Below are 19700 nucleotides of genomic sequence, written 5' to 3'. Positions count from 1 at the left end.
CTCCTGAACTTCACCGATACTTCGCGCCGACAGCTTCTCCGCCGGCGGCGCGTCTTTGTTCAACTGCGTGCGGGCATCAAAGGCGGTCGCCTGTCGAACCAAGGCCGCGCGATTTCCAGTTGTGCGGCCAGGCGCAGCAGCGTAGCCTCGCCGCCCTCGCGCGCGGCGAATTGCACACCGACGGGCAGCCCGCGTGCATTCCAGTAAAGCGGTACGGACATCGCCGGCTGGCCACTCAGATTGAACAGTTCCGTGCAACCCGCCCAGGTGAATGCCTTGTTCGATGCTTCCGTTAGCACCTTCTTCATTAGCGCTTCGAGCGGCATGGCGGTGACGGCGCGCATTTGCATGCGTTCGGCAGCGGTGGGCTGCATCTCGCCGATTTTGATCGGCGACGAGGCCAGCGTGGCGCACAGAATCACGTCATAGCGATTCATCAGGTCGGCGAGCCGCTCGGTGATGCGCCGCTGTTCTTCGAGCGCGGCGGGCAGGCCGCGTTCGCCGAGTTTGCGGCCCACGTGCGCCATCGCCCACGTCGAAATTTCGAATTCCGTGCGCAGAGGCTTGCGGCCGCTGATCCGCTCGGCATTCAGCACGAGATCTTCCGCGGTCACGGACCAGAGCGTGAGGAATGCATGCCGAACCGCCGCGAAGTCGATGCCGAGCGACACCGGTTCGATGTTATGGCCGAGCGAACTGGCGAGTTGCGCGGCGTCTTCGAGTGAGGCGCGCGCGTCGGCGGAAAGGGTGGGCGCCAGCATCGGGTCCGTGACGTAGGCAATGTTCAGCGGCTTGCACGGCTCGCGGCTCGCGCTCAGGAACGTGCCCGGCGCACCGAGCGGTCTGTCGGCATTGCCCGCAATCAGATCGAGCAGCAACGCACTGTCGCGCACGCTGCGCGACACCGCATGATCGACGCCGAGGTCGCCGGCCGCCGCCGCCGCAGTTGCGCGCGGTACGCGTCCGCGAGAAGGTTTGAGGCCGAAAAGTCCGCAGCAGGACGCCGGAATGCGGATCGAGCCACCGCCGTCCGAAGCATGCGCGAGCGGCACGATGCCGGCGGCAACCGCAGCCGCCGCGCCACCGCTGGAGCCGCCCGGCGTATGGTCGAGATTCCATGGGTTGCGGCACGCGCCGAACAGTTCGGGCTCCGTATAAGGCATCTGGCCGAGTTCGGACGTGCTGGTCTTGGCGAAGATATTGAGACCGGCGGCTTTCGCGAGCGCGACCACGGGCGCGTCTTGCGCAGGAATGAAATGGCGATAGTGGCGGCTGCCCATCGCCATGCGCAGACCGGCGACCGGCGCGCCCAGATCCTTGATCAGATAGGGCACGCCGGCCAGCGCTAATTGCGCGCTGACGCTGTCCGCACTGTTTGCGTCGTTCGCCCGGTTTGCATCGTCGCGGGACGCACGCTGACGCGCTGCATCGTAGTCCTTCAGGACAATCGCATTGATTGCGGGATTGACGGCTTCGGTGCGCGAGATCGCAACGTCGAGCAACTCGCGCGCGCTCGCCTCGCGCTTGCGTATCAGTTCGGCGAGGCCGGTGGCGTCATGGGCGAGATAGTCTGAATGCACGACGGATGAGCCCTCGCTATCGAATGTCGGGTCGGCGGGTGGTCCATGCTCGCGATACGCCATCCGCTGGAGATCACGTCGCCCGGATTGATCGCTGGACATGGAAGAAGACGGCATGCCGATGACAAGCCGTCTTTGAGAGAGTAACTGAGTTACGCGCGTGAGTTACTGACGCAGATAAAAAGCACCGGCAAAAAGGCGCAATTGCCGCGCGCGGATGGGCCGCGCGACGAGCGGCACAAACGGGCGCGGCAACGGGAAGTGCGAGTTACAGACGCTCGCCGAGGAAGGTCAGCGTGCGGCCATGCGCCAGCGCGGCGGCGCGCTGGTTGTACGAGGCGCGGTCCGAGCAGTTGAAGCCGTGATCGGCATTCGGATAGATGTTGAATTCGGCGTCCGTGCGGCCGGCGAAGCGCTCCTGGATCTGACCGACAGCAGAGAGGGGGATATGCGCGTCGAGTTCGCCGTAGTGGAATTGCATCGGCACCTTGATCTTCGCCGCTTCTTCCAGCTGATTCTGGATGCCGCCGCCGTAGTAGGCGACCGCTGCGTCGAGCGTGCCTTGCGCCGCGGCCAGATACGCGAGCCGGCCGCCGAAGCAATAGCCGATTGCCGCGACCTTGCCGGTCACTTCCGGCATGGCGCGCAACGCGGCGGCCGCGGCGCCGATATCGGCCACGGCCTGATCGACATTAGTCTTTTGCATCAACTCGATGCCCTTCTCGCGATCAGCGCCTTCATACGTCAATTCCACGCGCGGCTGCACGCGCCAGAACACGTCCGGCGCGAGCGCGACATAGCCGTCTTGCGCATACTGATCCGCCACCGAACGGATATGGCTGTTCACGCCGAAGATTTCCTGAATGATGATGACGGCCGGTCCCTTGCCGCCTTTGGGCAGCGCCAGGTAGCCGCCAAAACTGTCGTTACCGGCGGGAATGTCGATCCATCGGGAAGTGGTGCTCATGTTGCTCTCCATTGACTCGCGCGGCTGTGCGAGGTCGGTCTGAATAAATGCCAGAGGCCTGAATACCTGAAGCGGGGGCGGTCAGTTTGCCATCAAAAGAAACGCGCTGCAGAGCGGGCCTGTGCGGCGGAAATCTCGTAAGGCGATTGAAACGTTCTCGATAATTCATTTCTCCGGCGCGGATCGCCTCGGTACAGTCGAGCGTATCGGCTCGCCCGTGTGGCGAGCGCATCGCCGGAAAAGGAATCCATCATGAGTGAAGTCAATTTTGTGACGCCGTTTGCAGAACGTTTCGGGTTGCGCGTGCCCGTCGTGCAGGCGCCGATGGCGGGCGGTGCGACGACGCCGGCCATGGTCGCCGCGGTGTCGAACGCGGGCGGTCTCGGCTTTCTGGCGGGCGCGGCGCTCTCGCCCGAAAAGATCGCGAGCGAAGTCGCGGCGATCCGCGCGCTGACGGATCGTCCGTTCGGCGTGAATCTGTTCGTGCTCGATCCGGCCACGCCGGACGATGCAACTGTGCGTACCGCGCTCGAAGCGATCGACCCGCTGCGTAAAGAACTCGGTTTGCCGCCGGGTGCGCCGCTCGCACGCTACGCGCCGGACTTCCGCGCACAACTGGAGATGCTGATCGAATTGCGCGTGCCGCTGGCGAGCTTCACGTTCGGACTGCTCTCTGCCGCCGACGTCGCCCGGCTGCATGCCAACGGTCTATATGTAATAGGCACCGCGACGCACGTCGCCGAAGCGGTGGCCTGGCGCGACGTGGGCGCCGATGCGATTGCCGCGCAAGGCGCGGAAGCGGGCGCGCATCGCGGCACGTTTATTGGTGCATTCGAAGACGCGTTGGTCGGCACGATGGCGCTCGTGCCGCAACTCGTCGACGCAACCGACCTGCCGGTGCTCGCCGCCGGCGGCATCATGGATGGACGCGGCATCGTCGCCGCCCTCGCGCTCGGCGCGCAAGCCGCGGTAATGGGCACCGCGTTTCTCACCTGTCATGAAAGTGCGATACCGCAGGCATGGAAAACCCGCGTGCGGTCCATGTCCGACACATCGACCTCGGTCACGCGCGCGATCACCGGCCGCCATGCGCGCGGCATACGCAATCCGTTGATGCAGCGGTTGAGCGAGACACCGCAGAAGATCGCGCCGTATCCCGTGCAAAATGCGTTGACGCAGGAACTGCGGCAAACCGCGAGCCGCGCGGAAAACGGCGACTATCTTTCTCTGTGGTCGGGCCAGGGTGCGCCCTTGGGTCGTGCGCGCCGCGAAGGTCTCGGCGCGGCCGAACTGATGAGTCAGCTCGAACGCGAATGGCGCGAAGCAACGGCGCGTGTCGCCGCGCTCGAACGCTGATTCAGCATGATTCAGACGTAATCCAGGCGCGCCAGGCATCACCTTCGGCGCGCCTCCTTTTTAGGCAAAAAGCCTATTCGCATGATTAACGGTTTAACGCGCAAAAACCTTTAGGCCGAGCTGTTAGACGAAAGCCTCACATAGCGGAAACCCGCATGGGCTGGTGCTTTCGAGTCAGTCTTTCCAGCCGGAATCGGCCCCTGTTGGATAAACGCTATTAGTGTTCATCCCACTTCCTCAAAAAAGCCCCACAAATTAATTTGATGGCCTACACTTGCGCGCAAGTACGGTTTGCCGCCTGCCACAAACAGTCCGGTGAGCGTGCTGGCCAAGTGCATGAACGATGCAACCGGCGTGGTCGTCCACGGGACTGAGCGACACGTGTTGGGGAAGCGGGGGCACAGGGCGATTACGTTGTTTTTGGGACCGAAACTGGAGACTTACATGAACATCAAGATTCAAAAGCTGTTGCCGATCAGCGCTGCCGCGATGCTGTTCGCTACGTTGGCAACTTCGGCTGCAGCCGACACGGTCGTCAAGATCGGTCACGTTGCACCGCTGACTGGCGGTATCGCTCACCTGGGTAAAGACAACGAAAACGGCGCGCGCCTGGCAGTTGAAGAAATCAACGCCAAGGGCCTGACGATCGGTGGCCAGAAGGTCACGCTGCAACTGGACGCACAGGACGACGCAGCCGACCCGCGCACGGCAACTCAAGTCGCGCAGAAGCTGGTCGACGACAAGGTCGTCGCAGTGGTTGGCCACTTGAACTCGGGCACGTCGATTCCGGCTTCGAAGATCTATAGCGATGCAGGCATCGTGCAGATCTCGCCGTCGGCAACGAACCCGGCCTACACGCAACAAGGTTTCAAGACGACGTACCGCGTCGTCGCGACCGATGCGCAACAAGGTCCGGCACTGGCTAACTACGCAGCGAAGGGTCTGAAAGTGAAGAGCGTCGCGATCGTCGACGACTCGACCGCTTACGGCCAGGGTCTGGCAAACGAATTCGAAAAGACCGCCAAGTCGCTGGGCCTGAACGTGATGTCGCATGACGCGACGAACGACAAGGCTGTCGACTTCCGCGCGATTCTGACGAAGATCAAGGGCGAAAACCCGGACGCGATCATGTACGGCGGTATGGACGCAACCGGCGGCCCGTTCGCCAAGCAAGCCAAGCAGCTCGGCCTGCGCGCGAAGGTGCTGGCAGGCGACGGCGTGTGTACCGACAAGCTGTCGGACCTGGCTGGCGACGCAACCGACAACATCGTCTGTTCGGAAGCCGGTATGGCGCTCGAGAAGATGGCCGGCGGCTCGGCGTTCCTCGCCAAGTATCAGAAGCGTTTCGGTCAGCCGATCCAGATCTACGCACCGTTCACGTATGACGCTGTGTACATCATCGTCGACGCTATGAAGCGTGCTAACTCGACCGATCCGGCGAAGATCCTGGCAGCAATGCCGAGCACGGACTACAAGGGTGTGATCGGTGAAACCACGTTCGACTCGAAGGGTGACCTTCAGCACGGCGTGATCTCGCTGTACAACTACAAGGCAGGCAAGAAGACGCTGCTCGACGTAGTGAAGATGTAAAAATCGCGTGAGCGAAGGCGGCGTTGGTCTGTCTTCGGTCGCATGATTAAAAAGGCACGCGCGCCGCGAGGTACGCGTGCCTTTTCTTTTGCCGATTTCTTTTGCCGATTCTTTTTGCCGATATTTTTTGTGTAGCCGCACTGTTCGGAGACCATGCCGTGACTACCGTGACCCGCTCTTTCGACGACGCATGGCGCCGCTGGATTGCCGAGAATCTGCTGCTCGACGCACCGCCGTCCGCGCTGCATGGCGTGCTTGTCGGCCACGGTTTCGACGCGGCCGATGCCACTCGAGAAATCGAAGCGGCAATTGCGAGTCCTTATTTTCATGGCGCGACGCGCTTGCGCAATCGTTTGCGCAAGCGCGAATGGATATTGTCGGTGTACAGCGAGCTGAATCGCATGCGCACGGCAAGCGGATTGATCGAGCGGCGCGAACGTTTATCGCGCGACGCGTTCTTTGAGCAGTACTACTCTCAGAACCGGCCGGTCATCATCACCGGTGCATTCGATTTCTGGCCCGCACGTTCGCGGTGGAATTGGGACTACTTCCGTGAGCGCTGCGGCGATTGCGAAGTGGAAGTGCAGTTCGGCCGCGAATCGGATGCGAATTACGAAATCAATCAGCCCATGCTGAAGCGCATGATGCGCTTTGCCGATTATGTGGATCTCGTCGAGCAGAGCGGGCCGACCAACGATTTCTATATGACCGCCAATAACACCTCGCACAATCGCGCGGCGCTTGCGGCGTTATGGTCCGATGTGCCGCCAATCGACGAGTATCTCGACGCCGCTTCGCCCGATACCGGCTTCTTCTGGATGGGACCGGCAGGAACCAGGACGCCGTTTCACCATGATCTGACCAACAACTTGATGGCGCAGGTGATTGGCCGTAAGCGGATCAAACTCGTGCCGCTATCCGACACGCCGCATATGGCGAACCATCTGCATTGCTATTCGCAAGTGGACGGCGGCGCGATCGACTACGACAGTTTCCCGTCGATGCGGCAAGCGCAATTGCTCGAATGCACGCTCGCGCCAGGCGAATTGCTGTTTCTGCCGATTGGCTGGTGGCATTACGTGGAAGGACTCGACGCGTCGGTGACGATGACGTTCACCAACTTTCTCCGGAGTAACGACTTCTCGCGTCACTACGATACGTATCACGAACTGTGACTTGCGGGTGATAGCGCGCCGCTGTCTGAAACGGTGCGGTCGGCGGGTGATGCGGGTGGCGAGAAGCGCGGATAAAAAAACAGCGAGCCGGTTACCCGGCTCGCCGCCCCCCTTCGACGCTTGTTTTTTCGCGCCGTTATTTGCTGTCGTTATCTTTGTTCGTCACTTCCTGGTCGTCGTCAGCGAGCCGAGGCCGCCGAGCAGACCGCCGCCGGTCGTGCCGCCGGCGGACGTCGTCGCGCCGCTCAAGGCACCGGTGACCGTGGTCAACAAACCGGTGATCGGTGCAAGCGGGTTGGCGGTGCCGCTGCTACCCGACCCCGTGGCCGAGCCTAGCGCGCCAGTCAGCGACGACACGGCCGAGGTCACCGGCGCGAGCGGATTGCTGCCGCTGTTCGTCGCGCCACTCAATGCCCCGGTGACCGAACTGACGACGCCGGTGAGCGGCGCAAGCGGACTGCCCGAGCCCGTGCCGCTGAGGCTGCCGGTCAAGGTGCTGACGACATTGGTCAACGGCGCGAGCGGGCCGCCGGTGCCGCTGCCGCCCGTCAGGCCGCCGCTCAAGGTGCCGGGCAGCGCGGTGAGGATGCTGGTCAGCGGTGCGAGCGGCGAGCCCGTGCCGCCGCTGCCCGGATTCAGAATGCCGGTGATGCCGCCGAGCGGATTGCCGCTGCCGGCGGCACCCGCTGTGAGCAGGCCGCCGGCGGACGTCACCGTATCGCCGAGCTTGGTCACGACGTTGCCGAGGTTCTGGCCGATCGGATTGCCTGTCGCGCTGCTGAGCTTGCCGCCGGCGCTGTCGAGTCCATGACCGATCGTCGAGAGCAGGCCGTTCAGCGGTGAACCGAGGCCGGTCGTGTCGCCGACGGTTTGGGTCGTCTGCGCGAGCGTGCTCGTGATCGGCGTGATCGCGGTGGAGACCGTTTGAGTGACTTGCTGGATCGGGCCGTTCGTCAGTTGCGAGCCGAGTTGGGTGCCAAGGCCAGTGACCGCGTTGCCGAGCGTCGAGACCGTACTGCCGAGCGGCGTGGTCAATGGGCTCAGCGGTGCAGTGGGGCCGCTGCCGAGGCTGGTCACGAGCTGGCCGGCGCTGTTGACGGCCTGGCCTGCGTTTTGGACCAGATTGCTACTGCTGGCGAGCGTCGTGCCGAGTGGATCGGTGGAGTTGCCAAGCTGGCCGAGGCCGCTCGCCACGCCGGTGCCGACGGCTGTCACGCCGTTGCCGAGATTCGACACGACGTTGCCGAGCGCCGTGGTGGTCGCCGGATTCGCGCCTGGAATCGGCGTGAGTCCGATCTGGCTGCCGACAGCGGAGACGGTCTGGCCGGCGGCGGTGACCACGTTGCCGGTGTTTTGCACGACTACGCCGATGGGGTTGGCGCTGGTCGGCGTTGGAGTCGGTGTGGGCGTCGGCGTTGGCGTTGGCGTTGGCGTTGGCGTGGGTGTAGGTGTAGGCGTTGGTGTGGGCGTCGGCGTAGGTGTAGGTGTAGGTGTAGGTGTAGGTGTAGGCGTCGGCGTAGGCGTCCCGCCACCCGAGCCAGCACCGCCACCCGATCCGCTTCCCGCGCCACCCGCCACGCTCGGCCTGTTCAACGTGCTTCCGCATCCCGTCAGGATGATCATCGACGTGACGCACATGGCGATCGCCGTCAGCTTGAATTTGCGATTCATGGTCTGCTCCCCCGTAGTTTTGGACACTGCTTGGGGAGCTAACTGCAAGGCCTATGCCATTTTTGTTCGCACGATGGAAGCAACAAGTAAACGTATATGAATCAACGTGTTGGCGGTGCGTGCGCCACGACGGGAGTGCCTTCCTTCCATCGACGTGTCCCGGAACACAGCCGTGTGCGAGCCACGCGTAACGTAACGTAAGGACGCACGCGCTTCGTATGGCGTCGTACGCGCAGACGCGGCAACGGCGTGTCTTCGCGTCAGATCTTCAAACGCCGCAGCACCTTCGGGCCCGCGACTGCGATCGCGGCGGAACAGATGGCGACCACCGAGAGGCCGATCGGCAAACTGCTCACCTGGGTCACCGCGCCGATGATCACCGGACCGAGCAGCAGCCCGAAGTACGCGAGTCCGGCAACATGCGCCAGTCCCTCCGCCGCATGAATGCCTTTTACGCTGGCAGCCGCAGCGAACAACACAGGCATCATGTTCGCCAGGCCGAGACCCATCAGCGTGAAACCGATCAGCGCCGCCACCGCATTCGGCAGCAACAGCGCGCCGACCATCCCGACGCAGGCGAGCGTCGCGCTCGCCATCACCAGTTGCGGAGCGCCGAAGCGGGCGCGCACCGCGTCGCCGGCAAATCGCGCGGCCGCCATGCCGCCCGAAAACGCCGCGTAGGCCGCGCTCGCAAGCGCCGGCGTGGCCAGCACCACATCGCGCATATAGACGGTGGCCCAGTCGTACATCGCGCCTTCGGCGATCAGCGCGACCAACGCCATCGCGCCGAGCGCCCACAATGCCGGCGAGCGCCAGCGGTTGGCGCGCGGCGTGGCGGAATCGGGATGGTCGGCGTGCGGCACGTGCGGCAGCACGGAAGGACAGGCGGCAATCAGAACGAATGCGCTGACCGCGGCGGCTAGCGCCAGATGTACCGCGGGCGCCATGCCGCGCGACAGCAACGCGCCGCCGACCGCCGCACCGGCCATCCCGCCGACGCTGAACATGCCGTGCAACGACGACATGATTGGCTTGCCGAGCGCTTTTTCGACGGCGCTGGCTTCGGCGTTCATCGCGACATCGAGTGTGGCCATGCCCGCGCCGAAGGTGGCCAGCACGACCAGCAGCAGCCAGTAGGTCGGCACGACCAGAATCAGCGCCGCGCACACGGCCATCACGAGGCCGCCGGTGAGGCAGGCGCGGCGCGTGCCGACGCGCGCAATCCAGGAAGCATTGGCCGCCATCGCGCCGATCGAGCCGCCGGCGACGGCCAGCAGCGCGAACGAGAGCATCGCCGCGTTCAGATGGAAACGGTCGCGCACCGTCGGCACATGTACCCCCCAGGACGCGTACATCATGCCGGCGATGAAGAACACCGCCATCGTGGCGATACGGGCGCGCTGCCGTGCGGTATCGGACAGGTCGCGGTGAGCGGCGGGGAGGGCGGTGACTTCGGGAGAGCGGTCTGACACGGAAATCTCGAGGAGGGAACGCGGAAGAAAGCGCGTTGAAAGCGAAATTCCGATTCTAACGAAGCGAGCTGTTTTATGCTGGAAGGCGGAATCCGCATAGTTGCGATGGTTCGGCAGGGCTCGGCTCGAGTTTGGTTCGTGCTCAACTCGGCCCGGCGCGCTCCATTCGGTTCCGTTTGGGGCGTCGCGGCCTCGGCGCGACAAGCGCCGGATGTGCCGGATGTACCGAATGCGCCGCTCCCCGGTTTTTTGTGATTCGCCACTGTCCTATCCAGGAACGCACACTTGAACATTCCCGCTCACGCTCCGCTGCATCTGCTGCACACGGCCGCCGTCGGCACGCTCGCCACGCACGCGCGCCAGCCGGAAGGCTTCCCTTATCCGTCAATGCTGCCGTTCGCACCGGACCCGCACCATCGGCCGACGATCCTGGTGAGCCGACTCGCCGAGCACACCCATAATCTGCACGCCGACCCGCGCGCCGGCTTTCTCGCCGTCGACGCACCTGACGGCGACGTACTGAGCGGCCAACGCGTCACGTTGCTGGGCACCTTCGAACCGGTCGACTCGACGCCTGAGGTCGTGCAGCGCTATCTGCGCTACCACCCGGAGGCAGAGCGCTACCTCGTGCTCGGTGATTTTACGTTTTGGACAATGCGGCTCGAAAGGTTGCGTTATATCGGCGGTTTCGGCGCAATGGGGTGGCTGGACGGTGCCGAGCTCGATCCATTGCCGCCACTTGCTTTCGATGAAAAGAACACGCTCATCGAACAATTGGCCAGTCACTCTGGACGCGCAAGTGGATTTCAACTGCTCGGCGTCGACCGATATGGCGCGGACCTGAAAATGAACGGCGTGCGTAGCCGTTTTGCTTTCGACGACGCGAAACTCAATACCGGGAACTTGCGCGCGGCGCTCGAAGATTGCATGCAGCGCCACGCTAATTAGGTTTTTAGCACCGTTTGCGGGAAAACGATCGTGTGTAATAACCGCACGGAACGCGTGCGGCAATATGTTACGACGTTTCATGTGAAAGCTATCATCGCATGAAATGTTGTCGGAAAATGACGATCTTAATTTTCATTTTGTGACAGTTAAATTGATAATTACCGATGCCGCCTGCAGTTTTCAGCAAAATCCGAAATCAGCTATTTGAAAGGGAGTGTGGACATCCGGTGGTGGATGGAAATTTTTTGAAACGAATTCGGATTAATTCAACGCTCGCGCTTTTGTAGTCTTTCTATTTTGTGTTAATCTCGCTATCAAATTCCGAGGCATGATCACCTTCAAAGGGCAAGCTGGCTTAAGACTGGCAGTCATTTATCCAAACCACAAGGGAACCTATGTCTTCCTACAAGGAACTACTCGCTCAGCGCGAGAAGCTCGAAAAGCAGATCGAAGAAGCGAAGTCGCGCGAGTACGCGGAAGTATTGAATGAAATCAAGCAGAAAATGGCCGACTACGGCATTTCTCTGACCGAACTCGGCGGCGGTCGTGCTGCCAAGGGTGCTAAAGCCGCTCGTCCGCGCGCGGGTGTCGCACCGAAGTACCGCGACCCGGATAGCGGCAGCACGTGGTCCGGCCGCGGTAAGCCGCCGCGCTGGATCGCAGGTCTGGATCGCGAGAAGTTTCTCATCGAGAAGTAAATACTTTGGGCAGCGGGTAATGTTTCTGCCCGGCTTCTGCCCATCAGTTAATACGAATGGCTTCAATCAGATGCGCCCATCGCGTCTGACGTTGCAAGAGAGAACCGCGTACCGTCAAGGGCGCGGTTTTTTTATTGCCGCGACAAAATGCCGTGTAGCTGTCGCATGTACTCCGCGCAACTTGAACGCGAATGCTTTTCGTTTAGATAAGCAGCTGATTTAAAAGGAATTTTTTGGGCGTCTGCCACGCGTCTCCTGATGTGCCGGGTAGAATGCAGGGATTGAACTTTTCCAGTCCGCTTCTCAGATGCCTGCCGCCGCCGCTTCCCAGTCCGCCGAAAAACATCGCATTGCGCGCAAAAGTACATTTGTCAGTATTGCGCTTAATGCGGTATTGATGACGCTGCAAATCGTCATCGGCGTGTTCGCCCACTCTCAGGCATTGGTCGCCGACGGTGTCCATTCCCTCGCGGATCTGGTTTCCGATTTTGTGGTGTTGATCGCCAATCGGCACAGTGGGGCAAAACCCGACGCGGATCACAATTACGGGCATAGCCGCTATGAAACCGTCGCGTCGTTATTTCTGGGCGCACTTCTGATCGCGGTGGGCGTCGGTATGTTGTGGCGGGCCGGAACGCGCCTCGCCGATCTGCAAAATATCCCCGCGGTTCATATGAGCGCGCTCGCGGTCGCGGTGCTGGTTCTGATTTCCAAAGAGAGTCTGTTTCGCTACATGCTGCGCGAAGCGCAGCGTGCGCGTTCGGCCATGTTGATCGCCAATGCCTGGCATGCGCGTTCCGATGCGGCGTCGTCGTTGGTGGTCGCGATCGGTATTGTCGGCAGCCTCGCTGGCGTGCGCCTGCTCGACCCGATTGCCGCGGCGATCGTCGGCTTCATGGTGGCGCGCATGGGGTGGATGTTCGGCTGGGACGCGCTACAGGACCTCTCCGACCGCGCGCTCGACGACGCTGCTACCGCGGACATGCGTACGTTGCTGCTGTCGACACCCGGCGTGCGCGACGTGCACGAACTGCGCACGCGCAAGATGGGCGACTTCGCGCTCGTCGACGCGCACATTCTGGTCGACCCGCTGATCTCCGTGTCAGAGGGACACTACATCGCCGAGTCGGCGCGTCTGCGGGTGTTGACGGACAGCCGCGTGCTCGACGCATTGATTCACGTCGATCCCGAAAACGATGCGGTGGCGCACCCGCCAGTCGATTTGCCTACCCGCGAGCGAGTCACCGCGGAAGTGAGCGCGGCGCTGGTGCCTCTCGGCATGAAGGCGGCGGCGGTGAACATCCACTATCTGAGCACGGGCCTCGATGTCGAAGTGGTGTTGTCAGATGTGCCGCGCACGTTGGGCCGCGAATCGCAACGACTGGGGCGGCTTGACCTGGCCGCGCTCAAGGCGCGCCTGGGCGCTCGCAAACTGGACGTATTACAGGAACTGGGCGCCTCGCCGGCCGACACCGCGCCGACAATCCAGGCAAACATTGGCTTGGCCACTGATCATGCGAAAGCGACGGAGCCGCACAGCGCCACCTGATTTTTGCGCCGCGCCACCATGCGGCTTCACGGCGTGCGTCGAATGGTCAACGGCTTACAACGGCAATTGCGTATCGAATTTGATTTCGCGTAGCACGACGCTCGTGCGAACCTGCGCGACGGCCGGAATCTTGAAGATGCGTTCGTGCAGGAAGGTGTCGTACGCCTTGATGTCCGGCGCGACGATCTTGAGAATGTAATCGGACTCGCCGGTCGTGCTGTAGCACTCGGTGACTTCCGGGCAGGTAGCGATTTCGCGCTCGAACTGTTCGACACCGCCTTCGGTGTGGCGTGTGAGGTGAATATGCGCGAGGGCGCAGACGTGCAGCCCGAGCTTTTCCCGATCCAGCAGGGCGGTGTAGCGCTGGATCACGCCCGATTGTTCCATGTCCTTGATGCGCCGCCAGCATGGCGTACTCGACAGGCCGACCTGGTCGGAAATCTCTTGCACCGAGCGGCGTGCGTCGAGCTGCAGCAGGCGCAGGATTTTTTGAGAGAACGTATCGAGTGTCAACTGCGCCTCCGTTTGCGTCGCCGTATCAACGCATGGTAGAGGGGGCGAAAACGAAACGCAATGTAAAACGGCCTCGACGAGGGAGATTACCTAATTTGCCGGTTCCTCAGTAGTATTTTGTCCTGTGTCGTCCCCATCTTTGCCGGCCGCAAGCGTGATCGCCTGACTTGCGCGCAGATCCTTCAACATGTTGCAGAAAAGCGCGCCTTGTTCGATCGCGTCATCCAGCGCGACGTGCGTATGCGGATGTTCGTCGAACCAGTGCTTCGGAAAGCGCGGCTTGATGTTCTTGCGGTAGGGCAGGCCGGTCATCGCGAAGGCCAGGGTCTTGATGTCGAGCGCCGACCAGGAAAACGGACAGCGGCCGACAAACCGCATCATGTACCAGAACATATAAGTGAAGTCGAAACCAGCCGGCATCGCGACGAACACCGGCTTGCCCGGCAACGCTTCGACCCATTCGACATACGCCGTCAACGCGGCCAGAGGCGTTTGCAAATCCTTGCGGCAGGCTTCCCATGCTTCGGGTTGCGTCTTCCACCATGCTTCCTGAACGGGATGCGGCTTGGCCCCCTCGAGCAGTTCGAGATTCGCGGAGAAGGTGGCGATCAGGCGCTTGTCTTCTGTGTAGGCGGCGGAGGCGAAACTGAGCATGGAGTGCGGACCGGGAATCGGGCCGTCCGCTTCGACGTCGGTGCTCACATAGATTTCGCTGCTCATGCCTCGACTCCATCGGCGACATACGGATTGGTGCGGCGTTCGGCGCCGAACGTCGAAGTAGGCCCGTGGCCCGGAACGAAAGTGACGTCGTCGCCGAGCGGCCAGAGTTTTTCGCGGATCGAGCGCACCAGATCCGCGTGGTTGCCGCGCGGAAAATCCGTGCGCCCAATCGAGCCGGCGAACAGCACGTCGCCCACCAGCGCGAGCCGATGCGCGCGGCTGAAGAACACCACATGGCCGGGCGTGTGGCCCGGACAGTGATAGACCTCGAGGATTTCGTCGCCGAACTGCACGGTCTCGCCGTTCTGCAACCAGCGGTCCGGTTCGAACGCCTGGGCGGCGGGAAAGCCGAAGCGTGTGCTTTGATCCGGCAGCTTGTCGAGCCAGAAGCGCTCGTCCGGATGCGGGCCTTCGATCGGTACACCGTAGTGCGTGGCCAGCGTTTTTGCGCCCGCGCAGTGATCGATGTGGCCGTGCGTCAGGAACACTTTTTCGACCGTCACGTTCTGCCGCGCGACTTCGCCCTGGATGATGTCGAGGTCGCCGCCCGGGTCGACTACCGCCGCGCGTCCGGTTGCCTCACAAACGAGCAGCGAGCTGTTTTGCTGGAACGGCGTGACGGGGATCAAGGTGACTTTCATGGATGACGGCGCCGCTGGAAAAACGTTGATTGTACCGGCGTCTAGCCCGCGCTCACCGAGGGGCTGAAGCCCCGTCCCAGCGGGCTTTCCTCTGCTCATTTTTGCAGCAGACGTGAAAATTCATCAAGGTTTTCAATCCCTTGTCATCCCGAAATTTTGTTTTAGGTATAATGCACCCCATGCATAGGGAACTGTGCATGCCACAAGGCGATGCGTCCCCATCAAAAATGGGCACGCGGATCGCCACTCAAGTATGGGCTGTCGCACTTCCGGGCGGCCATCAGGTATCGATGCATTCGATGCACACGTCTTGCCCAGCCAGGCGCCGCGCGCCTGCTACGGACTTAACTGCCGTGACGCTGGGTGGGGCCTACGCCGCCGTTCCTGCGCGCTGAGTTACGCGTGCAAGAACGTGTTTGCCACGTTCGATGGCGGCATGTGGGGTCTGGTCAGGCTGCCGGGGACAGGTTGCGCCAGACGTGAAAATTAACCGTGCGGTAGCGGCTGAATGAGCCGCATCCGGGCTTTGACGTACTGCGCTCAACTGCGCGGCGCGTTGTCGTCCATTGCCGCCGGAGTCGCAGGCAACACGCTCAACTTTTGCGTGATGCGGCTCGACAATGTGATTGCACGTCTTATGAAAACTCGGTTATCCCGTGGTCTGGGGACTCTTTTTGCCTTTTTTGTGCTGGCGGGTTGCGCCACGCCTCCGGGCGCAGGCAACACGTCGGATAGCGGCGTGCCGCAGAGCACAAAATTGACGCAGGCGGGCTCCTTCGGACCGCAAGCTTTTGGTAGCGCGCCGGCTTCAGACGCGACTGCACAAGGCTCGTCGCTGGCCGATGCAAAGCCTCTTACGGATGAGGGTTCGGGCATTTCGGACTTTCATCAGACCGGCCGCGCTTCGTGGTACGGCCGTGGCTTCCATGGCCGCCGCACCGCCAATGGCGAACGCTACGACATGCACGCGCTGACCGCGGCGCATCGTACGTTGCCGCTCGGCTCCTATGTGCGCGTGACCAATCCGGCCACGTCGCGCTCGGTCGTCGTGCGTATCAATGACCGCGGCCCGTATGCGCGTGGCCGCGTGATCGATCTGTCCATGGCCGCCGCGTCCGTGCTCGACATGCGCCACGCCGGTACGGCGCGCGTGCAGATCGAAGGACTCACGCAGCAGGAAGCGCGTGCTGCGCGTGACGAAATGCTGGCGTCGAATTCGGATTCGATCGCCCAGAAGTGATGTAGCGGCGGCGGGTGCGTCTCAGGCGCGCTCTCCGTATCGCCGCCGTGCGGCATGACGGCCGCTCGCATCGTATCCGCAGAGAACAGGACGGGCCGCATCGCGCGGCCCTTTTCGTTTGTCCGTCAGCTTTGTTCTTCGTCCTTCTTCAGCGCCAGCGCGCGCGTGTACAGCGTGTTGCGCGACGCTCCGGTGATAGCCGCGGCCACTTTGGCGGCGCTGCTCACCGTCAATTCTTCCAGCAGGATCTCTAATAGCGCGTCGTGATCGTGTTCGCCGGCCGTTTCCGGTTGCGCGCCTTCCACCACCAGCACGAATTCGCCGCGTTGCCGGTTCGGATCGGCAGCAAGCCACGTTGGCCCTTCGGCCAGGGTGCTGCGGTGCAGCGCTTCGTGTAACTTAGTCAATTCCCGTGCGATGAGCAGCTTGCGCTCGCCGCCGAATGCGTCGGCCAGTGCCTGCACGGTTTCGACGATCCGGTGCGGCGCTTCGTAGAACACCATAGCGTGAGGGTGGTTCGCGAGCGGCTGCAGCGTGGCGGCGCGCGCTTTCGCTTTCGGCGGAAGGAAGCCAAGGAACGAGAATGTCGCAACCCAGTCGCCGGCCGCGCTCAACGCGGTCGCGAGGGCGCTGGCGCCGGGTAACGGAATGACGGGAAAGCCCGCTTCACGGACCGCGTCGACGAGTTTTGCGCCGGGGTCCGAGATGCCCGGTGTGCCCGCATCGGACACGTAGGCCACGCGCTCGCCCGCTTGCAGGTGCTCGACCAGCCGCAGTGCCGCGGCCCGTTCGTTGTGCTGATGCACCGCGACGAGTGGCTTCGAGATGCCGTAACGCGCGAGCAGTTGGCCGGTGTTGCGGGTGTCTTCAGCCGCAATGCGGTCCACCAGTCCGAGCACGTGCAACGCGCGCAGCGTGACGTCGGCAATGTTGCCGATCGGCGTGGCCACCACATACAGCGCGGCAGTCGGGTACTGCTGCCCTTGCGCGAGTTCGGAGAGAGGAGTCATGAGGCAGAAGACGCAAACAGACGGAACGAGGCCGCCATTGTGCCACGCAGTGCCGCGCGAGCCGGGTGGCAGGGAGACGGTGCACGCGGCGGCGCCGATCGGCGCATCCATCTCGGCGCACAACTTTTCGAGACTCGTCGGGTCCAAACTCGTCGGCGCGGCTTTCGAGGCGCGTGCGCAGGAGTTTTTGCAACGGCAGCGTTTGCGGTTCGTCGCGCGCAATGTGTCGTGCCGCGGCGGCGAGATCGATCTCGTGATGCGCGAGCGTGACGGCGCGCTGGTGTTCGTCGAAGTGCGTGCTCGCGCGCAGCGCCGGTACGGCGGCGCGGCGGCGAGTATCGGCTGGCAGAAGAAGCAGCGCATCGTGCGCGCCGCGCAGCACTATCTGGCGACCCGCGCTTCGCAGTGGCGCGTTCAGCCCGCTTGCCGGTTCGACGTGATCGCGTTCGAAGCGGGCCGGCTCGTGTGGTTGCGCGATGCGTTTCGTGCCGACGAAGTCTGACGCCGTGCGCGGAGAACACGTGCGAGTGCGATAAACTTGCGCTCGCGTGCAGGCCACGGGACTACGCCGGCAACACACGAAGCGGCGCAATGCGCGATGGTTTTGCATTCATGCACTGCGTTGCCGGCCGGGTTTATCGGAGCGGCACGACTTCGCCATACGACTTCACAACACGGCCGCGCACTGCGGTCCACTCGCGGTAGAAAATAGAGACTCGATGTCAGTCGAACGTATTCAACAACACTTCCGCGACAGCGCGGCAGTCAAACTCGAAGCCCTCGAAACCCTGTCGATGCCGATCGCCGTCGCGATCGACACGATGTTCGCCGCACTTGCCAACGGCAATCGCATTCTTGCGTGCGGCAACGGCGGGTCGGCGGCCGACGCGCAACACTTCGCCGCCGAACTGATCGGCCGCTTCGAGCGCGAGCGGCCAGGCTTGCCGGCGATTGCGCTGAGCACCGACACGTCGGTGCTGACAGCCATCGCCAACGACTATTCGTTTGAACAGATTTTCTCGAAGCAGGTCTGGGCGCTCGGCCAGCCGGGCGACGTACTGCTGGCGATTACCACGTCGGGCAATTCCGCCAACGTGCTCGCCGCGATCGAGGCCGCGCACGAGCGCGAAATGATCGTCGTCGCGCTGACCGGCAAGGGCGGCGGACGCATGCAGGAAGTGTTGAGCGACACCGATATCCACGTGTGTGTGCCGTCCGATCGCACCGCGCGTATTCAGGAAGTGCATTTGCTGACCATCCATTGTCTGTGCGACGGCATCGATGCCATGTTGCTGGGCGAAGACTGAGACCGATTCCGAAGGAGAGCTAGTTGATGAGCGTATTCCGCGTCAAGAAGACACTGGTGAGAACCGTGCTGGTGGTTGGGTTCGCGGCGGGGCTGTCCGCAACATTGCAGGGTTGCTTTCTGGCCGTCGCCGGCGCGGCGGGCGGCAGCGCGCTGGTGGCGACCGACCGGCGCACGCTCGGCGCGCAGACCGAAGATCGCGAGTTGCAGGTGAAGGCGCTCTCGCAGATCAGCCAGAACCTGCCCGACAACGCGCACGTCAACGTGGCGGTGTTCAACCGCCGCGTGCTGCTGACGGGCGAAGTAGCCGGGGACGTGTCGAAGCAGCGCGCGGAGACGATTGTGCGTGGCTTGAACAACGTCAGTACGATCGTCAACGAACTGACGATCATGCCGGCGAGTTCGTTCTCGTCGCGCACGAATGACACTTACCTCGAAACGCGTGTGAAGACCGCGCTGATCGCCGAGAAGAACATTTCGGCGAACAACTTCAAGGTGGTCGCCGAGCGTGGCTCGGTGTATCTGATGGGCCTCGTCACCATGGACGAAGGCAATCGCGGTGCGGACGTTGCGAGCCGCGTGCCGGGCGTCGTGCAGGTCGTGAAGGTGTTCCAGTACATTCAGCCGCAGGAAGCGGCGGCGGCAGCCGCGGCGGCGGGGACGGCGCCGGTGGCGGCTTCGCAACCGGACGCGAGTGCGCCGACCGTGGGCGCTATTCCTGATTCGTCGGTGAGTTCGCGGCCGTTGGAGCAGCAGGCGCCCGCGCCGGTCAGCAATTCAAGCTCGGTGCATCCGGGTAATCCGAAGGCGACGACGCCATGATGCGCGGTGTTGCCATTGCAGTGAGCGCGCTGATGCTTGGCGCGCTGACGGGCGTTGCGGCACCGGCTGCTCAAGCGGCGGATGCGCCAAGTGGGCAACGGGTTGCCAACTCCAATGCTTGCATGGGATGTCATGCGGTGGACCGCAAACTGGTCGGTCCGTCGTTCCAGCAGATCGCCGCAAAGTACAGGGGCGATGCGCAAGCGCCGGCGAAGTTGTCGCGCAAGGTGAAGGAGGGCGGCTCGGGCGTTTGGGGCATGATTCCCATGCCCGCGCATCAATCGATGAGCGACGCGGACATCCGCGCGGTGGTGGATTGGGTGCTCGCGGGGGCGCCATCCAGGTGATGTTTTGCTGCCTCGTGCGGCTTGGCAAATCGGAAAATGCCTGTGCTAGAATTGTTTGCACGTTGGGGGGGTAGCTCAGCTGGGAGAGCGTCGCG

19 protein-coding genes are annotated in these 19700 nt (G+C 62.8%); 11 read left to right on the top strand and 8 right to left on the bottom strand.

Annotated features, from left to right (window positions below; genetic code table 11):
- Window positions 1-59: 59 nt before the first annotated feature.
- Window positions 60-1580, bottom strand: a complete 1521-nt coding sequence (locus P0D70_RS29540; RefSeq protein WP_408187054.1) for an amidase — start codon at window positions 1578-1580, stop codon at window positions 60-62.
- A gap of 268 nt (window positions 1581-1848) precedes the next feature.
- A complete protein-coding gene (locus P0D70_RS29535) occupies window positions 1849-2547 on the bottom strand; it encodes a dienelactone hydrolase family protein (RefSeq protein ID WP_408187046.1) in 699 nt (232 codons plus the stop codon).
- Window positions 2548-2799: 252 nt separating this feature from the next.
- Here P0D70_RS29535 and P0D70_RS29530 point away from each other — a divergent pair, with 252 nt between their 5' ends.
- The 3 genes from P0D70_RS29530 to P0D70_RS29520 all read left to right on the top strand — a co-directional run bounded on the left by P0D70_RS29530 (window position 2800) and on the right by P0D70_RS29520 (window position 6668).
- Complete coding sequence (locus tag P0D70_RS29530; RefSeq protein ID WP_408187045.1) at window positions 2800-3903, top strand: NAD(P)H-dependent flavin oxidoreductase; 1104 nt, start codon at window positions 2800-2802, stop codon at window positions 3901-3903.
- Window positions 3904-4347: 444 nt separating this feature from the next.
- Window positions 4348-5493, top strand: coding sequence for a branched-chain amino acid ABC transporter substrate-binding protein (locus P0D70_RS29525; protein ID WP_091797140.1), 1146 nt, complete (start codon window positions 4348-4350; stop codon window positions 5491-5493).
- Between the two features lie 158 nt (window positions 5494-5651).
- A complete protein-coding gene (locus P0D70_RS29520; protein ID WP_408187044.1) occupies window positions 5652-6668 on the top strand; it encodes a cupin-like domain-containing protein in 1017 nt (338 codons plus the stop codon).
- Between the two features lie 162 nt (window positions 6669-6830).
- Here P0D70_RS29520 and P0D70_RS29515 read toward each other — a convergent pair whose 3' ends face one another.
- Together P0D70_RS29515 and P0D70_RS29510 are read right to left on the bottom strand one after the other, a co-directional pair.
- Complete coding sequence (locus P0D70_RS29515) at window positions 6831-8339, bottom strand: collagen-like triple helix repeat-containing protein (protein ID WP_408187043.1); 1509 nt, start codon at window positions 8337-8339, stop codon at window positions 6831-6833.
- Between the two features lie 260 nt (window positions 8340-8599).
- Window positions 8600-9811, bottom strand: a complete 1212-nt coding sequence (locus P0D70_RS29510; RefSeq protein WP_091797135.1) for an MFS transporter — start codon at window positions 9809-9811, stop codon at window positions 8600-8602.
- Between the two features lie 285 nt (window positions 9812-10096).
- Here P0D70_RS29510 and P0D70_RS29505 point away from each other — a divergent pair, with 285 nt between their 5' ends.
- From P0D70_RS29505 to P0D70_RS29495, 3 genes are all read left to right on the top strand, one after another.
- Complete coding sequence (locus tag P0D70_RS29505) at window positions 10097-10759, top strand: HugZ family pyridoxamine 5'-phosphate oxidase (protein ID WP_408187042.1); 663 nt, start codon at window positions 10097-10099, stop codon at window positions 10757-10759.
- 395 nt (window positions 10760-11154) lie between these two features.
- On the top strand, window positions 11155-11457 hold the full coding sequence (locus P0D70_RS29500) for an H-NS histone family protein (RefSeq protein ID WP_091797130.1): 303 nt from the start codon (window positions 11155-11157) through the stop codon (window positions 11455-11457).
- Window positions 11458-11764: 307 nt separating this feature from the next.
- Window positions 11765-13006: a cation diffusion facilitator family transporter gene (locus tag P0D70_RS29495; RefSeq protein WP_408187041.1), complete on the top strand. Its 1242-nt coding sequence runs from the start codon at window positions 11765-11767 to the stop codon at window positions 13004-13006.
- Window positions 13007-13060: 54 nt separating this feature from the next.
- Here P0D70_RS29495 and P0D70_RS29490 read toward each other — a convergent pair whose 3' ends face one another.
- The 3 genes from P0D70_RS29490 to P0D70_RS29480 form a co-directional block, all read right to left on the bottom strand.
- A complete protein-coding gene (locus tag P0D70_RS29490; RefSeq protein ID WP_006050474.1) occupies window positions 13061-13519 on the bottom strand; it encodes an Lrp/AsnC family transcriptional regulator in 459 nt (152 codons plus the stop codon).
- Between the two features lie 90 nt (window positions 13520-13609).
- Complete coding sequence (locus tag P0D70_RS29485) at window positions 13610-14239, bottom strand: 3'-5' exonuclease family protein (protein WP_408187040.1); 630 nt, start codon at window positions 14237-14239, stop codon at window positions 13610-13612.
- Window positions 14236-14880 (bottom strand): MBL fold metallo-hydrolase, encoded by a 645-nt coding sequence (locus P0D70_RS29480; protein ID WP_408187039.1) that lies wholly within the window; start codon window positions 14878-14880, stop codon window positions 14236-14238. The genes P0D70_RS29485 and P0D70_RS29480 overlap by 4 nt, the downstream gene beginning before the upstream one ends.
- Window positions 14881-15517: 637 nt before the next feature.
- Here P0D70_RS29480 and P0D70_RS29475 point away from each other — a divergent pair.
- Complete coding sequence (locus P0D70_RS29475; protein WP_408187053.1) at window positions 15518-16120, top strand: septal ring lytic transglycosylase RlpA family protein; 603 nt, start codon at window positions 15518-15520, stop codon at window positions 16118-16120.
- A gap of 125 nt (window positions 16121-16245) precedes the next feature.
- Here the strand turns inward: P0D70_RS29475 and rsmI are convergent, their stop codons facing one another.
- Entirely contained in the window at window positions 16246-17130 is an 885-nt protein-coding gene (gene rsmI, locus P0D70_RS29470; protein WP_408187038.1) for a 16S rRNA (cytidine(1402)-2'-O)-methyltransferase, read from the bottom strand.
- Between rsmI and P0D70_RS29465 the strand changes: the two genes are divergently transcribed.
- From P0D70_RS29465 to P0D70_RS29450, 4 genes are all read left to right on the top strand, one after another.
- Window positions 17129-17632, top strand: coding sequence for a YraN family protein (locus P0D70_RS29465; RefSeq protein WP_408187037.1), 504 nt, complete (start codon window positions 17129-17131; stop codon window positions 17630-17632). The genes rsmI and P0D70_RS29465 overlap by 2 nt on opposite strands.
- A 217-nt stretch (window positions 17633-17849) precedes the next feature.
- Entirely contained in the window at window positions 17850-18437 is a 588-nt protein-coding gene (locus P0D70_RS29460; protein WP_091797115.1) for a phosphoheptose isomerase, read from the top strand.
- Between the two features lie 26 nt (window positions 18438-18463).
- Window positions 18464-19258, top strand: coding sequence for a BON domain-containing protein (locus P0D70_RS29455; protein WP_091797113.1), 795 nt, complete (start codon window positions 18464-18466; stop codon window positions 19256-19258).
- The gene (locus P0D70_RS29450; RefSeq protein ID WP_408187036.1) at window positions 19255-19605 is read left to right on the top strand and encodes a c-type cytochrome; all 351 of its coding nucleotides are present in this window, start codon (window positions 19255-19257) and stop codon (window positions 19603-19605) included. The genes P0D70_RS29455 and P0D70_RS29450 overlap by 4 nt, the downstream gene beginning before the upstream one ends.
- Window positions 19606-19700: the final 95 nt, after the last annotated feature.

The organism is Paraburkholderia sp. RL17-381-BIF-C, assembly GCF_046026435.1.
Lineage (GTDB): Bacteria > Pseudomonadota > Gammaproteobacteria > Burkholderiales > Burkholderiaceae > Paraburkholderia.
The sequence above is the reverse complement of the archived record's forward strand: the minus strand, read 5'-3'. Positions and strand labels throughout refer to the sequence as shown.

Coding starts and splice junctions, on each gene's coding strand:
- P0D70_RS29480 (WP_408187039.1), bottom strand. CDS start 14,880: ATGAAAGTCACCTTGATCCCCGTCACGCCGTTCCAGCAAAACAGCTCG.
- P0D70_RS29475 (WP_408187053.1), top strand. CDS start 15,518: ATGAAAACTCGGTTATCCCGTGGTCTGGGGACTCTTTTTGCCTTTTTT.
- P0D70_RS29500 (WP_091797130.1), top strand. CDS start 11,155: ATGTCTTCCTACAAGGAACTACTCGCTCAGCGCGAGAAGCTCGAAAAG.
- P0D70_RS29455 (WP_091797113.1), top strand. CDS start 18,464: ATGAGCGTATTCCGCGTCAAGAAGACACTGGTGAGAACCGTGCTGGTG.
- P0D70_RS29530 (WP_408187045.1), top strand. CDS start 2,800: ATGAGTGAAGTCAATTTTGTGACGCCGTTTGCAGAACGTTTCGGGTTG.
- rsmI (WP_408187038.1), bottom strand. CDS start 17,130: ATGACTCCTCTCTCCGAACTCGCGCAAGGGCAGCAGTACCCGACTGCC.
- P0D70_RS29495 (WP_408187041.1), top strand. CDS start 11,765: ATGCCTGCCGCCGCCGCTTCCCAGTCCGCCGAAAAACATCGCATTGCG.
- P0D70_RS29450 (WP_408187036.1), top strand. CDS start 19,255: ATGATGCGCGGTGTTGCCATTGCAGTGAGCGCGCTGATGCTTGGCGCG.
- P0D70_RS29535 (WP_408187046.1), bottom strand. CDS start 2,547: ATGAGCACCACTTCCCGATGGATCGACATTCCCGCCGGTAACGACAGT.
- P0D70_RS29460 (WP_091797115.1), top strand. CDS start 17,850: ATGTCAGTCGAACGTATTCAACAACACTTCCGCGACAGCGCGGCAGTC.
- P0D70_RS29525 (WP_091797140.1), top strand. CDS start 4,348: ATGAACATCAAGATTCAAAAGCTGTTGCCGATCAGCGCTGCCGCGATG.
- P0D70_RS29515 (WP_408187043.1), bottom strand. CDS start 8,339: ATGAATCGCAAATTCAAGCTGACGGCGATCGCCATGTGCGTCACGTCG.
- P0D70_RS29465 (WP_408187037.1), top strand. CDS start 17,129: ATGAGGCAGAAGACGCAAACAGACGGAACGAGGCCGCCATTGTGCCAC.
- P0D70_RS29485 (WP_408187040.1), bottom strand. CDS start 14,239: ATGAGCAGCGAAATCTATGTGAGCACCGACGTCGAAGCGGACGGCCCG.